15 protein-coding genes are annotated in these 17,193 nt (G+C 72.7%); 6 read left to right on the top strand and 9 right to left on the bottom strand.

The genetic code is table 11. From position 1 onward, the window contains the following. Positions 1-90 precede the first annotated feature (90 nt). Positions 91-909: a WecB/TagA/CpsF family glycosyltransferase gene (locus ACBJ32_RS42270; RefSeq protein WP_375131566.1), complete on the top strand. Its 819-nt coding sequence runs from the start codon at positions 91-93 to the stop codon at positions 907-909. Here the strand turns inward: ACBJ32_RS42270 and ACBJ32_RS42265 are convergent. From ACBJ32_RS42265 to ACBJ32_RS42240, 6 genes are read right to left on the bottom strand one after another with little or no spacing between them, the layout of a single operon-like run. After that, positions 863-1,864 (bottom strand): sulfotransferase, encoded by a 1,002-nt coding sequence (locus tag ACBJ32_RS42265; protein WP_375131565.1) that lies wholly within the window; start codon positions 1,862-1,864, stop codon positions 863-865. The two genes, ACBJ32_RS42270 and ACBJ32_RS42265, sit on opposite strands and share 47 nt — an antisense overlap. Next, on the bottom strand, positions 1,861-3,108 hold the full coding sequence (locus ACBJ32_RS42260; protein ID WP_375131564.1) for a lipopolysaccharide biosynthesis protein: 1,248 nt from the start codon (positions 3,106-3,108) through the stop codon (positions 1,861-1,863). The genes ACBJ32_RS42265 and ACBJ32_RS42260 overlap by 4 nt, the downstream gene beginning before the upstream one ends. After that, the gene (locus ACBJ32_RS42255; RefSeq protein ID WP_375131563.1) at positions 3,096-3,950 is read right to left on the bottom strand and encodes a sulfotransferase domain-containing protein; all 855 of its coding nucleotides are present in this window, start codon (positions 3,948-3,950) and stop codon (positions 3,096-3,098) included. Before ACBJ32_RS42255 ends, ACBJ32_RS42260 begins: the two co-directional genes overlap by 13 nt. Next, the gene (locus tag ACBJ32_RS42250; RefSeq protein WP_357876707.1) at positions 3,947-4,855 is read right to left on the bottom strand and encodes a hypothetical protein; all 909 of its coding nucleotides are present in this window, start codon (positions 4,853-4,855) and stop codon (positions 3,947-3,949) included. Before ACBJ32_RS42250 ends, ACBJ32_RS42255 begins: the two co-directional genes overlap by 4 nt. Next, positions 4,852-6,117 carry a hypothetical protein gene (locus tag ACBJ32_RS42245; protein WP_357876709.1) on the bottom strand — a complete coding sequence of 422 codons (1,266 nt, stop codon included), beginning with the start codon at positions 6,115-6,117 and terminating at the stop codon, positions 4,852-4,854. Before ACBJ32_RS42245 ends, ACBJ32_RS42250 begins: the two co-directional genes overlap by 4 nt. A gap of 24 nt (positions 6,118-6,141) precedes the next feature. Then, positions 6,142-7,437 carry a Wzz/FepE/Etk N-terminal domain-containing protein gene (locus ACBJ32_RS42240; protein ID WP_375131562.1) on the bottom strand — a complete coding sequence of 432 codons (1,296 nt, stop codon included), beginning with the start codon at positions 7,435-7,437 and terminating at the stop codon, positions 6,142-6,144. 280 nt (positions 7,438-7,717) lie between these two features. On the opposite strand from ACBJ32_RS42240, the gene ACBJ32_RS42235 reads away from it, so the two are divergent. Further along, a complete protein-coding gene (locus tag ACBJ32_RS42235) occupies positions 7,718-8,746 on the top strand; it encodes a glycosyl hydrolase (RefSeq protein WP_357876713.1) in 1,029 nt (342 codons plus the stop codon). Here ACBJ32_RS42235 and ACBJ32_RS42230 read toward each other — a convergent pair. The 3 genes from ACBJ32_RS42230 to ACBJ32_RS42220 all read right to left on the bottom strand — a co-directional run bounded on the left by ACBJ32_RS42230 (position 8,691) and on the right by ACBJ32_RS42220 (position 11,612). Then, positions 8,691-9,572 carry a sulfite exporter TauE/SafE family protein gene (locus tag ACBJ32_RS42230; RefSeq protein WP_375131662.1) on the bottom strand — a complete coding sequence of 294 codons (882 nt, stop codon included), beginning with the start codon at positions 9,570-9,572 and terminating at the stop codon, positions 8,691-8,693. The genes ACBJ32_RS42235 and ACBJ32_RS42230 overlap by 56 nt on opposite strands. Beyond that, positions 9,569-10,783: an adenylyl-sulfate kinase gene (gene cysC, locus ACBJ32_RS42225; RefSeq protein WP_375131561.1), complete on the bottom strand. Its 1,215-nt coding sequence runs from the start codon at positions 10,781-10,783 to the stop codon at positions 9,569-9,571. Before cysC ends, ACBJ32_RS42230 begins: the two co-directional genes overlap by 4 nt. 109 nt (positions 10,784-10,892) lie before the next feature. Beyond that, entirely contained in the window at positions 10,893-11,612 is a 720-nt protein-coding gene (locus ACBJ32_RS42220) for a class I SAM-dependent methyltransferase (RefSeq protein ID WP_375131560.1), read from the bottom strand. Between the two features lie 62 nt (positions 11,613-11,674). On the opposite strand from ACBJ32_RS42220, the gene ACBJ32_RS42215 reads away from it, so the two are divergent. The 4 genes from ACBJ32_RS42215 to ACBJ32_RS42200 all read left to right on the top strand — a co-directional run bounded on the left by ACBJ32_RS42215 (position 11,675) and on the right by ACBJ32_RS42200 (position 17,186). Continuing rightward, complete coding sequence (locus ACBJ32_RS42215) at positions 11,675-12,037, top strand: signal peptidase I (protein WP_357876720.1); 363 nt, start codon at positions 11,675-11,677, stop codon at positions 12,035-12,037. A 92-nt stretch (positions 12,038-12,129) separates the two neighbouring features. Then, complete coding sequence (gene mfd, locus ACBJ32_RS42210) at positions 12,130-15,618, top strand: transcription-repair coupling factor (RefSeq protein ID WP_375131559.1); 3,489 nt, start codon at positions 12,130-12,132, stop codon at positions 15,616-15,618. Between the two features lie 30 nt (positions 15,619-15,648). Continuing rightward, positions 15,649-16,248: a SurA N-terminal domain-containing protein gene (locus ACBJ32_RS42205; protein WP_357876724.1), complete on the top strand. Its 600-nt coding sequence runs from the start codon at positions 15,649-15,651 to the stop codon at positions 16,246-16,248. A gap of 2 nt (positions 16,249-16,250) precedes the next feature. Further along, positions 16,251-17,186 (top strand): MazG family protein, encoded by a 936-nt coding sequence (locus ACBJ32_RS42200; protein WP_357876726.1) that lies wholly within the window; start codon positions 16,251-16,253, stop codon positions 17,184-17,186. Positions 17,187-17,193 lie beyond the last annotated feature (7 nt).

Below are 17,193 nucleotides of genomic sequence, written 5' to 3'. Positions count from 1 at the left end.
GGGCCCCTCACGGACGCCGCCCCGCCCCCGACCCAGCCCCGGACCACGCCCGCACCCCGCCCGCCGTCCGCCAGAGCGGCGGCCGCGCCGGTGGGCGGCGAGCGACCGAGGGCGGCGCGGGTGCAGGTGGCCGGGGTCGGGGTGGACGCGCTGACCGAGAGCGAGGTCGTGCGCCGGGTCGCCGAGGCTCTGGAGGCAGGGCGCGGGGGGCGGATCGTCACCCCCAACGTGGACATCTGCCGCGCCGCCGCCGCCGATCCCGCGCTCCGCGAGCTGGTGTGCTCCGCCGACCTCGTCGTCCCCGACGGCATGCCGCTGGTCTGGGCGGCGCGGCTGCTCGGTACCCCCGTGCCCGAGCGGGTGACGGGCGCCGACCTGATCTGGTCGCTCAGCGCGCTCGCCGCCCGCCGCGGCTGGCCGGTCTACCTGCTCGGCGGTGGCCCGCCCGAGGTGGCCGGCAGGGCCGCCGCCGAGCTCAGGAGCCGCCATCCCGACCTCAAGATCTGCGGGACGCACGCGCCGCCGTACGCGTTCGACGCCACCCCCGAGGGGGCGGCCCGGGTGCGCGGGATGGTGGTGGCGGCCCGGCCGCGGCTGGTGTTCGTCGGGCTCGGCTTCCCCCGGCAGGACCGGCTCATCGCCAGGCTGCGGGAGGAGCTGCCGGGGGCGTGGTTCGTGGGCTGCGGGGCGGCCATCGCGTTCGCCGCCGGCACGGTCGCCAGGGCGCCCGCGTGGGCCGGGCGTGCCGGGCTGGAGTGGGCGTTCCGGCTGGTGCGGGAGCCCGGGCGGCTGGCGGGCCGCTACCTCCTCGACGACCTGCCGTTCGCGGTACGGCTGCTCGGCGGGTGCCTGGCCACCCGGCTCAGGTTCCCGTCAGGGCGCGGACGCGGGCTGCCTCCTGCTCGCTGAGCCCGCGTGGCCCCTGCGCGAGCGCCTGGCGCGAGTCCATCCGCCGGTACGCCGTGCGTGACAGGCCCGACCACGCGAAGCCCGTCCCCGGGCCGCCCGAGGGACGGCAGCAGGCCCGGACGATCCGCCGCTCGGCCGCGGGGGTCCACCGCAGCCCCGCGTACGCGTACAGGCGCCGGAAGCCGGGCACCGGGTCGGCGGCCAGCGACTCGTACGAGGTGACGAGGATCCCCGGCGTGCGTTCCAGCACCGACCGGGTCAGGCGCCACAGCGCGGCCGCCCTGGCCACGCGGTCCCGCGACCCGGCGAGCGCGCGCAGCTCCAGCACCTCGGGGTGGTCCCTGACCAGCAGCGGCTGGTCCAGCAGCTCGTGGAAGTACACCGTCCACCCGAGCCGCCGCCAGCTCGCCACGAACGACACCGGATCCCGCACCAGCGCGATCACCCGGCACCCCAGCCGCCGCGCGAACCACCCGGCGCTCAGCACCGCGAACGGGTCGTCCAGCAGCGCCCGGCGGCCCGACAGGCGGCCGAGCGTGAAGGCGGTGCCGTAGCGGAGCAGGCGGGCCAGGTCGTACGGGGAGCGGTTCGCGCGCAGCTCGGCCAGCCAGTGGTAGCGCAGGCCCACGGTGTCGCGGAAGGCGGGCAGCCAGTCGCCGGAGTTGTCGTCGCAGATGTACTGGAACCGGTGCGTCACCCGCGCGTCGAGCACGCCGGGGCAGTGGCCGGGCGGGTGCTGGGGGTTGAGGGGCTCGTTGACGTAGACGAGCTCGCCTCCGGCGGCGAGCATCCTGCCCACCCAGCTCGTCCCGCTCCGCGGCAGCCCGGTGACCAGCACGGGGCTCCTGCCACCGACGGTCCCGTCGCAGGCAGGCGGGGTGACGAGGTCGGGCGTCCTGTCGCGGGCAGGCGGGGTGACGTGGCCGGCTGTCTCGTCGCCGGTGTGCGGGATCATGCGACCGCCGTCCCGCGGAGCGCCGCGAGGGTGTGGCGGCCGAAGGGGTGCAGGCCGTAGCGGCGGTGGAGCTGCCAGAGGGGCAGCAGGTTCTTGACGATGACGCCGCCCGCCCACCCGGCGACCGCCCCGAGCGCCCCGTGGGCCGGGATCAGCGCCAGGTCGAGCAGCACCGTGCAGCTGATCGCGGCCAGCAGGTTGGCCAGGCTCGTCCCGGTGTGCCCGGCGGCCGTCAGCACCACGTCCACCATCCCGCAGGCCGTCGCCACCATCATCGTCCCGGCCAGCACCAGCGCCACGGGCACCGCCACCCCGTACGCCGGCCCGAACAGCCGCAGCACCCACGGCGCCGCGGCCGCGTACGCCAGCCACACCGGCCAGGTCAGCAGCACCAGCCAGGCCGTCGCCGCCTGGTACAGCTCGCCGGCCCGCTCCCGCTCACCGTCGGCCAGCGCCCTGACCAGCCCGGCCTGCACCGTCTGCGCCAGTCCCTGGTTGGCGAGCTGCCCGACGACCTTGAACCGGGTGGCCGCCGTGTAGACGGCCGCCTGCGCGGGCCCGGCGAGCACCGCCACGATGACGATGTCCACCCGCTGGAACACCGCCTGGATCGCTCCCGCCACCGACCGCGGCGCCGTGTAGCGCCACAGGTCCCGCCCCGTCCCCGGCAGGTACGGCGTCCGCGGCACCCGCCTCCTCAGCCCGGCCGCCGCCAGGACCAGAACCGGCAGGTACGGCACCCCCCACGCCACCGTCAGCCCCCACCCGGAGACCCCCGCCAGCGCCGCCCCGCCCACCAGCAGGACCTGGCCGACCGGTACGAGCACCCCGTCGAGCAGCACCGTGGGCCGCATGACCCCGAACCCGCGGGTGGCGGCCAGCAGCACGTCCGCCACCACCATGATCGGCAGCAGCGCGGCCAGCGGCCCGAGCCGCGGGTACAGCGCCACCGCCGCCACCGCGGCCACGAGCGCGCACGGCACCAGCGCCGCCCGGATATATCCGGAAATGCCGAGGTAGCTGTAGGTCTTGGCGCGGGCGATGAAGTAGATCAGCCCGTTCCCGGCGTCCAGCTTCGCGATGCCGGACACCATGAGCGCCAGCGCGGTCGCCGTGAAGAACGCGCCCGCCTCGGCCGCCGGATACGCCCTGGTCACCACCACCACGAGGACGAACTGCGCCAGCGCCCCCAGCGCCGCCCCGCCGAGCCCGGCCAGCCCCCTGCGCCCGATCACCGCCGCCACGACGGCTCACCACCCAGCCAGCGCGCCAGCCGCGCGTCGTACGCCTCGAAGTGGTCCCGCAACGCTCGCGCCAGCACCTGGGGCACCCGGCGCGGCAGCGCCCGCCCGTTGTGCCGCTCGAACGCCGGATACCCCAGGTGCGGCACCCCCAGGAAGTCCAGCACCCGGTCGTAGACGGGCTCAGGCTCGGCGAAGAAGCGGTGGCTGTCCAGCACGAGGATGCGCTCGCGGCCGACCAGCGGCTCCAGCCGGTCGAGCTGGTCGGCGTAGCGGCCCCTGGCGAGGTAGGCGTGGTGGCGGTGCGAGTGGTGCAGCGCGAACGGCGACCCGCGCAGCAGCTCCTCGGCCCCGGCCAGGCGCTGGGCCTCCAGCTCCACCGCGTACTCGAAGTGCGACTCCGTCTCGAACCCCCTGGCCAGCTCGTGGGCGTGCGCGGAGACGGCCCGCTCCACCGGGTCGCGGACCAGCACGATCACCTTGACCCCCGGCAGGTCGCCGGCGATGCGCTCCCCGGCCAGCGGATGGAACAGGTAGTAGGGGGAGGACTCGTAGGCCTGGGCGCGCATGCCGTACCGGTGGTGGAGCAGCGCCGCGCCCACCCGCAGCGGGAAGTGCGCCTGGTACCAGGCCATCCCGCGCCAGTAGGCGACGTCGAAGTAGTGCACGCCCTTGTGCAGCACGGGTTTGAGCAGCAGCGGGTGCTGGGCCAGCGCCCGGTACAGGGAGGTGGTGCCGCACCGCTGCGCACCCGTGATCAGGAACGCGGGCAGCAGGCGCGCCCCCGACGTGAACCGTCCCGTGGCCCGCGAGAGCGACAGCACCGATCGCTTCATCGTCCTCATGTCAGCAGCTCCTCGTGATCGACGGCCGGGTTGAGCCAGGACTCCGGCGGGCCGAGCGGCGCATGACCGTCGGCGGCGTGCCGCTCGGCCAGCACGATGAGGTAGCGCAGCGCGGTCTGCCTGGCCGCCGACGGCGTCACCCCGAGCGGCGCCAGCACCCGCGCGGCCCGCGCCACGCACGCCCGCGCCGCGAGCGGCGGCGCCATCCTGCGCAGCGCCCGCTGGAAGAAGTGGTGCACGGCGTCGAAGCCGTACGGCACGCCGATCTCGTACCGCTCCCAGTCCCACACCAGCAGCCGCCCGTCGTGCGAGCGGCACATGTTCCAGGGCGCGAGGTCGCCGTGCCAGGCGGGGCGGCCGTCGCCGGTGCCGGCGATCTCCCTGACCGCGTCCAGCAGCAGCGGGCCCGGCACCCGGCCGCGGCGCGCCCTCCCGGGCACCGGCAGGGGTGACAGCGCCAGCACGGACAACCCCCGCCATTCGCCGTGGTGCAGCACGCTCGGGGCGGCGACCGTGTCCAGCGACAGCCCGGCCAGCCTGCGCAGCGTCGCCGCCTCGGCGTCGACCAGCGCGCGGGCCCGCGCGCTGTCACCGATCTTCACGAACGCCAGCCGCCGCCCGCCCGAGTGCGCCTCCAGGATGGGCTTGCGGTTGGCCCGCAGCGCCGGCCGCACGTGCAGGACGGTCTCGACCGGCCGGTGGAAGACCTCGCTGAGGTGCGCCGCGATGGAGCCCTCGACGGGCACCACGACCGGGGAGCCGAGGTGCCACCAGCGGCGCGGCGCCAGCCTGCGCGGCACGGCGGCGTGCGGCAGCAGGGTGTACTCCCTGGGCGCGCCGGGCCCCGGATACAGCAACCGCACGGTCTCCGCGAGGTACCCGAGCCGGACGGCGGCATCCCTCATGAGTTCCTCCACAGCAGGGCGAACGAGACGAGGTAGAGGGTGAGGGGCGTGACCAGGCCGTCGTAGATGAACATGTAGAGCAGCACCAGCCCCATCACGAGCACCCCGGCCAGCCCGACGGGGCTGCGGTCGCGCCAGTGGCGCCGGATCGCGCCCAGGAAGAACGCCACGTACAGCGCGGCCCCGGTGAACCCCTGCGTGATGATCAGCAGCCAGAGCTGCCCGTCGCTGCCCAGCGGCGGATGCCCGCACGTGTCGCACCAGTCGGTCTTGCCCGTGGTGATCGTGCGGTGGTTGCCGGTGGCGTTGCGCGTGTTGCCGTACCCGATCACGGGGGAGTGCCCGGCGGCGGTGAGGGTGGCGCTGACGGTGAAGGCGCGGATGTCGTTGGAGTGCGGCCGGTCCAGGCGCTGCGCGAACAGGGAGGCCAGCGGGCTGAGCGCGAACGCCAGCGCCGCCGCCGCGAGCCCGCCGCACAGGGCGGCCCTGGTGCGCCCGCCCACCCGGACGATCACGTACAGCACGGCCAGGCCGAGGCCGATCCACAGGCCGCGGTTGAGCGAGTACACGATCGGGATGGCGGCCAGGGCGAGCACCACGGCCACGAAGAGCCTGTGCCGCGCCCTGCCGTACACCCACCAGCCGACCACGAACCAGACCAGCAGCACCGACGCGTTGCTGCCCCAGGCGTTGGCCCACTCGTACGGCGCCTCGGGCCTGGGGGAGGCGAAGCCGAGCACCTTCTGCGTCTGGGCGGCCGTGGGGTGGATGAGGTTCTGCACGAACGAGTTCCCGCTGATCCACTCCGGCAGCAGCATCTCCACCGGCGAGGTGTAGGCGAAGCCGGGCAGGAACACGCCGAGCAGCCCGCCCGCGACCGTGCTGACGAACAGCACGCCGAGCATGCGTACCAGGCGGAGCTGCGGCAGCTCCCGCTCGGTGAGGTTGCCCAGGTACAGCACGGTGATCAGGACGGAGCAGTAGAGCGCCAGCCGCATGCCGTAACCGATGAGCCGGCCCGCCCCGAGCCCGCCGTACGTGCCGGGCGGCGATTCGCCCAGCATCAGCCCGCTGACCAGGTATCCGGCCAGCAGCAGCACCCACAGCCCGAACCCGCGGGGCACCCTGATCGGCCGCCGCCGCCACAGCACCACCGCCATGGGCACGGCCAGCACGATCACCGACAGCCCGCCGAACCCCAGCGCCCACCAGACCGGGTAGCCGACCAGCAGCGCCGCGATGGGCCACGCGGCCCGTGTCATGCCGGCCCCTTCACGTCGGCCCTGTCACGGTTGCTTGCCGGGGCGTCTCGGGTGGTGGTGGAGCGCCTGCATGGGGGTGGTCTCGGCCGACACGCTCGGCTCCAGCTCGCCGCTCGCGACGAGCTTGCCGAGCGGGCTGTGCGGGCGCGGCTCCAGCAGCGGCACGAACGACGGCACCGCGTCGGTGGTCGTCACCACGCCGATCACCGGCACGTCGTGCCGGGCGAGCTGGCGGACGGCGGCCGCGACCTCGTCGGCGGAGACCAGGCCCAGGCCGATCAGCAGCACGGCGGCGTCCGACCTGGCCAGGTCGCGTACGTCGGAGCCGTCGAGCACGACCAGCGGCGCGCTCACGGCGAGCGGCTCGGCCAGCGACGAGGCGTACAGGTCGGCGGGCAGCGCCCGGATCAGCAGCCGCTTGCCGGGGCACGCGGAGACGACGGCGCAGGCCAGGTCGTGCAGCGCGCCGTGCTCGCGCGGGCTGGACAGGTCGCTGAGCAGGGGCAGGCCGGTGAGCCGCTCGACGTCGGCGGGCGTGCGCAGGCGCCGGTCGAGGCGGTCGCGGAGGTAGGCGGCGGCCGAGCCGATCAGCAGCCCGGCCATCAGCCCGGTGCCCAGGTAGAGGGGCAGCCTGGGGGAGCTGGGCGCCTCTGGTGGCGCGGCCTGGCTGATGACCGTGCCGGGGGTGATCGCGACGGTTCTGAGCGCGTCGTACTTCAGTGCCAGGCTGGCCGCCTGACGGTTGAGCACCCCCTGCCGCTGGGCGGCGATGGCGTGCTGCGGGCTGCCCTTGGGCAGGGTGCCGAGCTGCTTGATCACCTGGTCGATCGCGGCGTTGACCTGCCTGAGCTTGCTGAGCACGGCCTCCTGCTGCTCGGCCATGGAGGTCAGCGCGCTCTCGCGGCGGTTGGCGAGGTACGCCTCGGCGTACGCGCCGGCCTGCGCGGCCGCGGTGGCGGGGTGGGCGGCCGTCACCGAGATCCACAACACCGCGGAGTTCGGTGGCACGGTGACCTCGACCGGTTCGATCCTGTCGAGCCCGAGTGCTCTGGCGGCGCGCGCCGCGACCACGGCCGACTGGGCGACCTGGGCCTCGGTGTCGAGGTTCAGCGACTCTCGCTGGCGGCTGGTCACCTGGTTGGCCTGCTCCTGCGGGCCGACCGGCATGACGAGCACCTGCGTCGTGGCGGTGTAGGCGGGCGGGGTCAGGCGCATCAGCGCCAGCCCCGCGGTGCCGCCGAACACGACGCAGCCCACGAGGAGCAGCCACCGCCTGCGCAGCAGCGAGAGGTGCTCGTCCAGGTCGGTGCCGGAGCTCATGTGCGCCCACTATAAGAGGGACGGTCAGCACCCAGGTTGAATACTCAAGATTTTCTCCGGTAAGGCCATAAACAAGCAATCGGATAAAGCGAAATATCAGGAAATTTGGAACGTCACCTCACCGCTACGAACTGGGGAGACTTCCACACTGGCTGAAGTTCCAGGAATGACATGGCAAGGTTCAGGTGTGAGATGCGGGGTCGTTCGACGAGGGGGTTGGAAGGCTTTGCAGCAACGGGGCATTTCCCAGGAAAAACCATTCACCACCGCAATTCTGGCCATGGTCGTGCTGCTGGCCGCCTGCTCCAGCGCCGAAGGCTCCGACGTCCTGCCGGTGCCGGTCCAGGCTCCCGTGGCCAAGCCGGCGGGCGCGCCCGCCTGTACGGCGACCACCCGGCTCATCCCGTCCTGCGGCGCGTGGTGGGGCATGGCGCCCGAGGTCTTCACCGGCGCCCCGGTGGAGCAGGCGCTGCACGGGGCGGAGTCGCGCATGGGCGCGCCGGCCGACGTGCTGCACGTCTACCACCGGGGCAGCGAGCTGTTCCCGACCGCGGCGGAGATCAGGCTGGCCCGCGACCCGGCCCGGCCGCGGCTGCTCATGATCAACTGGAAGCCGTCGTTCGACCACACGTGGGCGGAGATCGCCGAGGGGGCGCTCGACGCCAGGATCGACCGGCTGGCCGGCCATCTGAGACGCACCTTCCCCGAACGGTTCTTCCTCACCCTGCACCACGAGCCGGAGAACGACGTCGACGCCTCCTCGGGCTCCGGCATGTCGGCGGCCGACTACGCGGCCATGTTCCGGCACGTCGTGCTCAGGCTGCGGGAGAAGGGCGTCAAGAACGCGGTCGTCGTCATGACGTACATGGGCGCGCCCAACTGGGCGGCCAAGTCCTGGTTCGAGGAGCTGTACCCCGGTGACGACGTGGTCGACTGGGTGGCGATGGACCCGTACGCCGACGACCGGGTGCACGACTTCGACGGGCTGGTGAACAAGACGCGCAAGGAGTACCCCGACTGGCCGGGCTTCTACCGGTGGATGCAGGCGCGCTTCCCCGGCAAGCCGGTCATGGTGGCCGAGTGGGGGGTGTTCGAGCGGCCGAAGGACCGCTCGTTCAAGCGGCGCTTCTTCGAGTCCGCGCTCAAGCAGATCAAGCGTTACCCGCAGATCAAGGCCTTGCTCTACTTCGACTCGCCGCAGGCGCCGCGCGGCGACACGAGCTTCGACTCCGACCCGGGGGCGGACCGGGCGTTCACCGAGCTGGCTCGAGATCCGTACTTTCGCTCGACACCCGTGCCGCGGCCCTGACCCGCACCCGCCAGCCGATCACGGTGACCGCGGTGGCGGCGAGCAGCGCCCAGACGGTGAGCGTGTTGCTCACGTCGAGCAGCTTCAGCGCGGAGGCGAGCAGGACGATCGCCAGCATGGCCCTGATCAGGCCGCCGGGAGCGCGCGAGGAGATCCTGGCGCCGAGGTAGACGCCCGGGATGGAGCCGATGAGCAGCGACAGCGTGAGGTCCAGCTGGAAGTCGCCGAACAGGATGTGACCGAGCGCGGCGGCGGCGACCAGGGGCACGGCCTGCACCAGGTCGGTGCCGACGAGCTGGTTGGCCTTGAGCGCCGGGTAGAGCACGAGCAGGGCCACGATGATCAGGGACCCGGAGCCGACGGAGGAGATGCCCACCACCAGACCGCCGACCGTACCGACCAGTAGGGTAGGAATTGGGCGCACGACGATGTCGTGCGCGCTCGACGTGCCTCCCCGCCCGCCGAGCCAGCTCTTCAGCGCCATGCCCGCCACGGCCAGCAGCAGCGCGACGCCGAGCGCGTACTTGACCGCGTCGCTCACCGCGAACGCCCTGGCCAGGAACACCCCGCAGAACGCCGCCGGCACCGAGCCCACGCACAACCAGGCGACCAGGCGCAGGTTGACCGTGCCGCGGCGCAGGTGCACGACGCTGCCGACCGGCTTCATCACGGCCGAGGCGACCAGGTCGCTGGAGACCGCGGCCAGCGGCGGGACGTTGAAGAACAACATCATCATGGGGGTCATGAGCGCGCCGCCGCCCATCCCGGTCAGCCCGACCACGATGGCGACGACGAATGACCCGGCGATCAGCGCCCAGTCGATCAACGGATCCACCTTCCGCTCCTGAGCGTGTCCAGCACCCTGGACACGGCCGCCTCGATCGAGATGTGCGTGGTGTCGATGACCAGGTCGGCGTTGTCCGGCTCCTCGTAGGGGTCGGAGACGCCGGTGAACTCGGGGATCAGGCCGGCGCGCGCCTTGGCGTACAGGCCCTTGCGGTCGCGCCGCTCGCACTCCTCCAGCGGCGTGGCGACGTGCACGAGCAGGAAGTCGGCCCCGACGGACTCGACCATCTCGCGCACCTCCTCGCGGGTGGCCGCGTACGGCGCGATCGGGGCGCAGATGGCCAGGCCGCCGTGGCGGGCGGCCTCGGCGGCGACGAAGCCGATGCGGCGGATGTTCAGGTCGCGGTCCTGCTTGGAGAAGGTCAGGCCCTTGGAGAGCAGGTGGCGCACCACGTCGCCGTCGAGGTAGGTCACCGTGCGGCTGCCCAGCTCCAGCAGCGCGTCGCGCAGCCCGCGGGCGATCGTGGACTTGCCCGAGCCCGACAGGCCCGTGAAGAACACCACCAGGCCGCGGCGGTGCGGCGGGCCGGGGATGTGCACGGGATCGGGACCCGCCAGGTGCTCGGTGGCGCCGTAGGCGGTGGCGACGAGCTCGCGCAGCTCCAGGTCGAGCTCGGGCTCCTCGCGCGGGGCCAGCGGCACGGGGACGACGAGCGTGCCCGCCGGGAGCTGCTCCTTGGCGCGCAGCGCGGCCCGGACGACCGCCGGGCCCGCCTCGCCGTACGCGAGGGGGAGCAGCAGGATCGTCCCGTCCAGCTCCTTGGCGGTGGCGACGATCTCGTCGAGCTCGTCGAGCGGGCCGCGCATGGTGACGGCCAGCGCGGGGCTCCCGCCGAGCGCCTCCTTGACCTGGGCGGGGGTACGCCGCAGCCGCCCGAACGGCCCGTGCTCGGGGGAGCTCAGCGCCTTCAGCGGCCCCGAGGTGAGGCCGTCGGGCTCGTGCGCCGTCACGGTCATGACGGCCAGCGGCAGGCCCTCGGGGTCGAGCAGGGTGACCTCGTCGCCCGGCTCGACGGCGGCGTCGAGATGGAGGGTGACGGGTGCGGGCCACGGGGTGCCGTCGGCGAGCGTGCCGCGCTCGTGCACGGTGTGCAGGTCGTCGTGGCCCAGGAACCCCGTCAGCGGCTCGAACGCGCCGGAGAGCAGCAGTTCGAGATCGGCCAGCTCGCGCGGGTCGGGGGTCCACTCCACGTTGTCTGCATCCCAACTATTCCGATTGAATTGGTAGGGAAGGAGTCTACCGGCTGATACCAGTGTGTCGCTAGACCCCCTCCTGGGGTCGGTGGGGCCCCAGCATGCCTCACAGCAACCGCGCGAAGTGGTGCTGAGGCTTGCGGATCACCATGGTGATCTCGTCGTGGGAGGCGGGGAAGCGCCCGCTGGTCAGCTTGGACGCCAGCACGACGGCGGCGGCGCCGATCCGGCGCGAGCGGGCCGGCCCGCTCAGGTTGCGCTCGTCATCGGTGATCATCAGGCCGCGGCTGAGACAGAACGCGTGCAGCCCGTCGCTGGAGGCCAGGGGCTCGTACACGGCGGGCAGCGGGCCCGGCGTGCCGGGCCGGACCAGGCCACGCCAGAGCAGGCGGCGCAGCGGGCCCGGCGTGAGGCGGTCGAGCAGCCCGTACGCCGACCGCCGGTCGCGCATGCGCAGCAGCACCAGCCCGCCGGGACGCAGCGACTGCAGCAGCCGGTCGAAGACCAGCTCCGCGTGCCGCACCCGCTCCAGCAGGAACGACAGCTGGATGATGTCGAAGCCGCGCGGCGGCAGCGGCACCGAGCGCAGGTCACCCAGCTGCCAGGCGACCAGGTCGGCCCGCTCCGCCAGGACCCGCCTGATCGCGGGATGGTCTTCGTCGGCCCCGGTGGCCCTGGTCTCGATGTGCTCGAGCACCAGCGGCTCGTCGTGGGCGCACCCGGCGACCAGCACGTCCAGCCGCCTCATCGGTTGCCCGGCAACGTGCTCGCGGACCCGTTGACCGAAGAGGTCGCCTCGCTGGGCGACCGATCGCACCTCAGACATGTGACCTACAGTAATCAACCGCTCCCCCCTCGTAATGCATTTCCCTGCTAGCGTCCTGGCCTGTGAGCGATCAGGTCTACGTCGGCAACGCGGGTCTGGACGCCGCGGGCGACCGGGGATGGTTGCTCGGTCACTTCAAACCCCCCGGCGATCCAAGACACAGCGACGACGTCGAGATCAAGTGGGGCGTGCACCCCGCCGGCGACGAGCGGGCCGAGTGGGTCAAGGGGGAGGCGCGCACCGCGCTGCTGGTGCTGATCAGCGGCCGCTTCCGGGTGGAGCTGCCGGGGCGCAGCGTGCTGCTGTGCGAGCCGGGCGACTACGTGGTGTGGGGCAAGGGCGTCGACCATTCCTGGCGGGCGGAGGCGGCCTCGACGGTGCTGACCGTGCGCTGGCCCTCCGTGCCTGGTTATCGAGTTGGCTGAGCCGCCGCGGCGAGTAGGCTGGTGAGGGACCCCCGCGACCTGATACGGCCGGGGGTAGTCGTGTTGCCGTCGTGGGGCTGTGGGCGTATCTGATGAGTCTTTCCGGGCTACTTGACCTTGTTCGCGCCGACCCGAAGCTGACCGCCGCTCTCGAAGAGGGCGGCGACGTCGCGCTGATCGCGCCTTCCGCGCTGCGCCCGTTCGGCGTGGCCGCGCTGGCCGGGCACGATCAGCGCACCGTGCTCGCCGTCACCGCGACGGGGCGTGAGGCGGAAGACCTCGCCGCCGCGCTGACGAGCCTGATCGAGCCCAACTCCGTGGCGGTGTTCCCGGCATGGGAGACGCTGCCGCACGAGCGGCTCTCGCCGCGCAGCGACACCGTGGGCCAGCGGCTGGCGGTGCTGCGCCGGCTGGCGCACCCGGTCAAGGGCGATGCCGCCGCCGGGCCGCTCAGCGTGATCGTGGCGCCGATCCGCGCCCTGCTCCAGCCGATCGTGAAGGGCCTGGGCGACCTGGAGCCCATCCGGCTGCGGGCCGGCGACGACGCCGACCTCGACGACGTCGTGGACAACCTGGTCAACAACGGCTACCACCGGGTCGACATGGTGGAGAAGCGCGGCGAGGTGGCCGTGCGGGGCGGGCTGCTCGACGTGTTCCCGCCGACCGAGGAGCACCCGCTGCGGCTGGAGTTCTGGGGCGACACGGTCGAGGAGATCCGCTGGTTCAAGGTCGCCGACCAGCGCTCGCTGGAGGCGGCCGAGGACGGGCTGTTCGCGCCGCCGTGCCGGGAGCTGCTGCTGACCGGCGAGGTGCGGACGCGGGCGCGGGAGCTGGCCGAGGAGCACCCGGCGCTGGCCGAGGTGCTCGACCAGCTCGCCGAGGGCACGCCGGTCGAGGGCATGGAGGCGTTCGCGCCCGTGCTGGCGGGGGAGATGGACCTGCTGCTCGACCACCTGCCGGTCAGGTCGGCGGTGTTCGTGTGCGACCCCGAGCGGATCAGGGGCAGGGCGGAGGAGCTCGTCCGCACCTCGCAGGAGTTCCTCGAAGCCTCCTGGATCAACGCCGCGGCCGGCGGCGAGGCGCCGATCGACCTCGGCGCGGCCGCGTTCCGGTCGCTGGAGGAGATCCGCGAGCACGCCGACGTGCTGGGCCAGCCCTGGTGGACGATGGCGCCGTTCGGCGGCGGCATCGAGCTCGACGCCCAGGACTCCGAGGCCTACCGCGGCGACACCGCCAAGGCGCTGGCCGACATCAAGGGCTGGCTGGCCGACGAGAAGGCCGTCGTGCTGCTCAGCGAGGGCCACGGCCCGGCCGAGCGCATGGTCGAGCTGCTCAAGGGCGTGGACGTGCCGGCGCGGCTCCAGCAGTTCCTGGACAAGGCGCCCGAGCCCAAGGTCGTGCACGTCTCGACCGGCCTGATCGAGCACGGCTTCATCACCCCCACCCTGGCCGTGCTCACCCACCTTGATCTGGTCGGCCAGAAGGCCTCCACCAAGGACATGCGGCGCCTGCCCTCCCGCCGCCGCAACATGGTCGACCCGCTGCAGCTCAAGGTCGGCGACCACGTGGTGCACGAGCAGCACGGCGTGGGCCGCTACATCGAGATGGTGCAGCGCACGGTGCAGGGCGCCACCCGCGAGTACCTGGTCATCGAGTACGCCAAGGGCGACCGCCTCTACGTGCCGACCGACCAGCTCGACGAGGTCACCCGCTACGTCGGCGGCGAGGCCCCCACGCTCAACCGCATGGGCGGCGCCGACTGGGCCAAGGCCAAGTCCCGGGCGAAGAAGGCGGTCAAGGAGATCGCCGGCGAGCTGATCAGGCTCTACTCCGCCCGGATGGCCTCGCCGGGACACGCCTTCGGGGCCGACACGCCGTGGCAGCGGGAGATGGAGGACGCCTTCCCGTACGCCGAGACGGGCGACCAGCTCGAAGCCATCGACGAGGTCAAGCGCGACATGGAGCGCGGCGTCCCGATGGACCGGCTGATCTGCGGCGACGTCGGCTACGGCAAGACCGAGATCGCGGTGCGGGCGGCGTTCAAGGCGGTGCAGGACGGCAAGCAGGTCGCGGTGCTGGTGCCCACGACGCTGCTGGTGCAGCAGCACATGTCCACCTTCGCCGAGCGCTTCTCCAGCTTCCCCGTCTCGGTCAAGCCCGTCTCCCGCTTCCAGACCGACGGCGAGGTCAAGGGCACGCTCGAAGGGCTGCGCTCCGGCGCGGTGGACGTGGTGATCGGCACCCACCGGCTGCTCAGCCCCGAGGTCCGGTTCAAGGACCTGGGCCTGATCATCATCGACGAGGAGCAGCGGTTCGGCGTCGAGCACAAGGAGGCCATGAAGCACCTGCGCACGCAGGTGGACGTGCTGGCCATGTCGGCCACGCCGATCCCGCGCACGCTGGAGATGGGGCTGACCGGCATCCGCGAGATGTCCACGATCCTCACGCCGCCGGAGGAGCGGCATCCGATCCTCACGTTCGTGGGGCCGTACGAGGAGAAGCAGATCGCGGCGGCGATCCGGCGCGAGCTGATGCGCGACGGGCAGATCTTCTTCGTGCACAACCGGGTGGCCTCGATCAACAAGGTCGCCGCGCGGCTGCGCGAGCTGGTGCCGGAGGCGCGCATCGCGGTGGCGCACGGGCAGATGAACGAGCACCAGCTGGAGAAGATCATGGTGGGGTTCTGGGAGCGGGAGTACGACCTGCTCGTCTCCACCACGATCGTCGAGTCCGGGCTCGACGTGCCCAACGCCAACACGCTGATCGTGGACCGGGCCGACAACTACGGCCTGTCGCAGCTCCACCAGATCCGCGGGCGCGTCGGGCGAGGCAGGGAGCGCGGTTACGCGTACTTCCTCTACCCGCCGGAGAAGCCGCTGACGGAGACCGCGCACGAGCGGCTCGCCACCATCTCGCAGCACACCGAGATGGGCGCGGGCATGTACGTCGCGATGAAGGACCTGGAGATCCGCGGCGCGGGCAACGTGCTGGGCGCCGAGCAGTCCGGCTTCATCGCGGGCGTCGGCTTCGACCTGTACGTCCGGCTGATGGCCGACGCGGTCAAGGAGCAGAAGGCCAAGCTGTCGGGCGCCGAGGTCGAGGAGGAGCAGCCGGACGTCAAGGTCGAGCTGCCGATCAACGCCCACATCCCGCACGACTACGTGACCTCCGAGCGGCTGCGGCTGGAGGCGTACAAGCGGATCGCGGCCATCAACGCCGAGATCGACATCGAGGAGGTCCGCGACGAGCTGACCGACCGCTACGGCAAGCCGCCGGTGGAGGTGGAGAACCTCCTGGAGGTCGCCAGGTTCAGGATCAGGGCGCGCGCGGCCGGGCTCACGGACGTCACGCTGCAGGGCCAGAACATCAAGTTCGGCCCGGCCAGGCTCAGGGAGTCGCAGCAGGTACGCCTCGACCGCCTCTACAAGAAGGCCGTCTACAAGCAGGCGGCCGAGACCCTGCTGGTGCCGATCCCCAAGACCAAGCCGCTGGGCGGGCAGCCGCTGCGCGACCTCGACCTGCTCAAATGGTGCGGCGACCTGGTCGAGGCGATGTTCCTCGAGCCCGCACGGGTAAGCTAGCGGCGGTTTTCTGGTCGGAAAGGGACGTACGTGAAATCGATACGAGTGGCCGTGGCCGCCGCTGCGGTGGTCGCGGCGGTGACCGCCTGCTCCTCGCCCATGCAGGCCGGGGCCGCGGCCGTGGTCGGGAGCGAGCGCATCTCGATGAGCAAGCTCAACAACGACACGCAGGCCTACCTGGCCGCGCTGAAGAAGGCTCAGCTCGACGAGTCGGCGCTGGGCGTGCCGGCCAACCAGGCCGTGCTGCAGCGCCTGGTCAACGTGAGCGTGTCCAGGCAGCTCATGGACCGCCACAAGGTGCAGGTGAGCGAGACCGAGATCGACGCCGCGCTCAAGGATCCGGGCCAGTTCCAGTCGCCCGAGATCAACCTGCTGGCCAACGGCGTCGCGCCGGCCGACGCCCGCGACTACGCGCGCGCCATGGTGGGCCTGACCAAGCTCCAGCAGCAGTTCGGCGGCCAGGCCGGGCAGGAGCGGCTGATCCAGGAGTTCACCTCCATCAAGCCCGTCTTCAACCCGCGCTTCGGCACGCTGAACGCCCAGCGCTCGGAGCAGAACCCGTCGCTGTTCGTCGACACCGGCAGGTTCGGCAAGCTCACCCAGCAGGCGCAGCAGCCGGCCCAGGGCTGATCGTGCCGCTGATCGTCGTCACCACCTCGCCCAGGGTCGCGCCGGGCCTGCTGAGCCACCAGGCATGGCAGGCGCTGCGCTCGGGCCCCGTGCTTACCGGCTCCGGCTCGCACCCGCAGCTTCCCTACCTGGCCGAGGCCGGGATCGAGGTCGAGGTCGTCGAGCCCGACCCGCGGGCGCTGGCCGTGCGCGCGGTGGGCGAGAGCGTGGTGTGGCTGTCGGACCAGGACGGCGAGGACTTCATGCGCGCCGTCGGGCACGCCGCCGTCGCGCTCGACGAGCCGCCGCTGATCGAGGTCGTGCCCGGGTCGTACGACCTGCCGGGGGCTCGGGTGCTCGACCTGGTGGCGGTGATGGACCGGCTGCGTACCGAGTGCCCGTGGGATCGCAAGCAGACGCACACGACGCTGGTGCCGTACCTGCTGGAAGAGGCCTACGAGGTGCTGGAGACGATCGAGCAGGGCGACTACCCCGCGCTCCGCGAGGAGCTGGGCGACCTGCTGCTGCAGGTGGTCTTCCACGCGCGGGTGGCCGAGGGCTTCGACATGGACGACGTGGCGGCCGGGATCGTGGACAAGCTCGTCCGGCGGCATCCGCACGTGTTCGGCTCGGTGCGGGCCGAGAGCGCCGACGAGGTCAACGACAACTGGGAAGCGATCAAGGCGGCCGAGCGGGCGGCCAAGGGCCGCGAGTCGGTGCTCGACGGGGTCCCGATGGGGCAGCCGGCGCTGTCGCTGGCCGCGCAGCTCGTGCGCAGGGCCGAGCGGGCCGGGGCGCCGGAGTCGCTGTCGGCGGCGGTCGGGCAGGGCGTGGCGCGGGAGCTGTTCGACCTGGTACGGCGGGCCGCCGAGGCCGGGCTGGACGCCGAGGCCGAGCTGCGGGCCGCGGCGCGCTCGTATCGGGACCGGGTCCATGCGTGGGAGTCCGCCACCGACTGAGTCCGGC

This window comes from Nonomuraea sp. GTA35, from assembly GCF_041950525.1.
In the GTDB taxonomy this organism is placed as follows: domain Bacteria; phylum Actinomycetota; class Actinomycetes; order Streptosporangiales; family Streptosporangiaceae; genus Nonomuraea.
This window is presented reverse-complemented; position numbering and strand designations above follow the sequence as displayed.

Excerpts from the sequence above, each read along its gene's own strand:
- ACBJ32_RS42235 (WP_357876713.1), top strand. The coding sequence starts at position 7,718 with ATGGTCGTGCTGCTGGCCGCCTGCTCCAGCGCCGAAGGCTCCGACGTC.
- ACBJ32_RS42250 (WP_357876707.1), bottom strand. The coding sequence starts at position 4,855 with ATGAGGGATGCCGCCGTCCGGCTCGGGTACCTCGCGGAGACCGTGCGG.
- ACBJ32_RS42255 (WP_375131563.1), bottom strand. The coding sequence starts at position 3,950 with ATGAGGACGATGAAGCGATCGGTGCTGTCGCTCTCGCGGGCCACGGGA.
- ACBJ32_RS42240 (WP_375131562.1), bottom strand. The coding sequence starts at position 7,437 with ATGAGCTCCGGCACCGACCTGGACGAGCACCTCTCGCTGCTGCGCAGG.
- ACBJ32_RS42245 (WP_357876709.1), bottom strand. The coding sequence starts at position 6,117 with ATGACACGGGCCGCGTGGCCCATCGCGGCGCTGCTGGTCGGCTACCCG.
- ACBJ32_RS42220 (WP_375131560.1), bottom strand. The coding sequence starts at position 11,612 with ATGTCTGAGGTGCGATCGGTCGCCCAGCGAGGCGACCTCTTCGGTCAA.
- ACBJ32_RS42265 (WP_375131565.1), bottom strand. The coding sequence starts at position 1,864 with ATGATCCCGCACACCGGCGACGAGACAGCCGGCCACGTCACCCCGCCT.
- mfd (WP_375131559.1), top strand. The coding sequence starts at position 12,130 with ATGAGTCTTTCCGGGCTACTTGACCTTGTTCGCGCCGACCCGAAGCTG.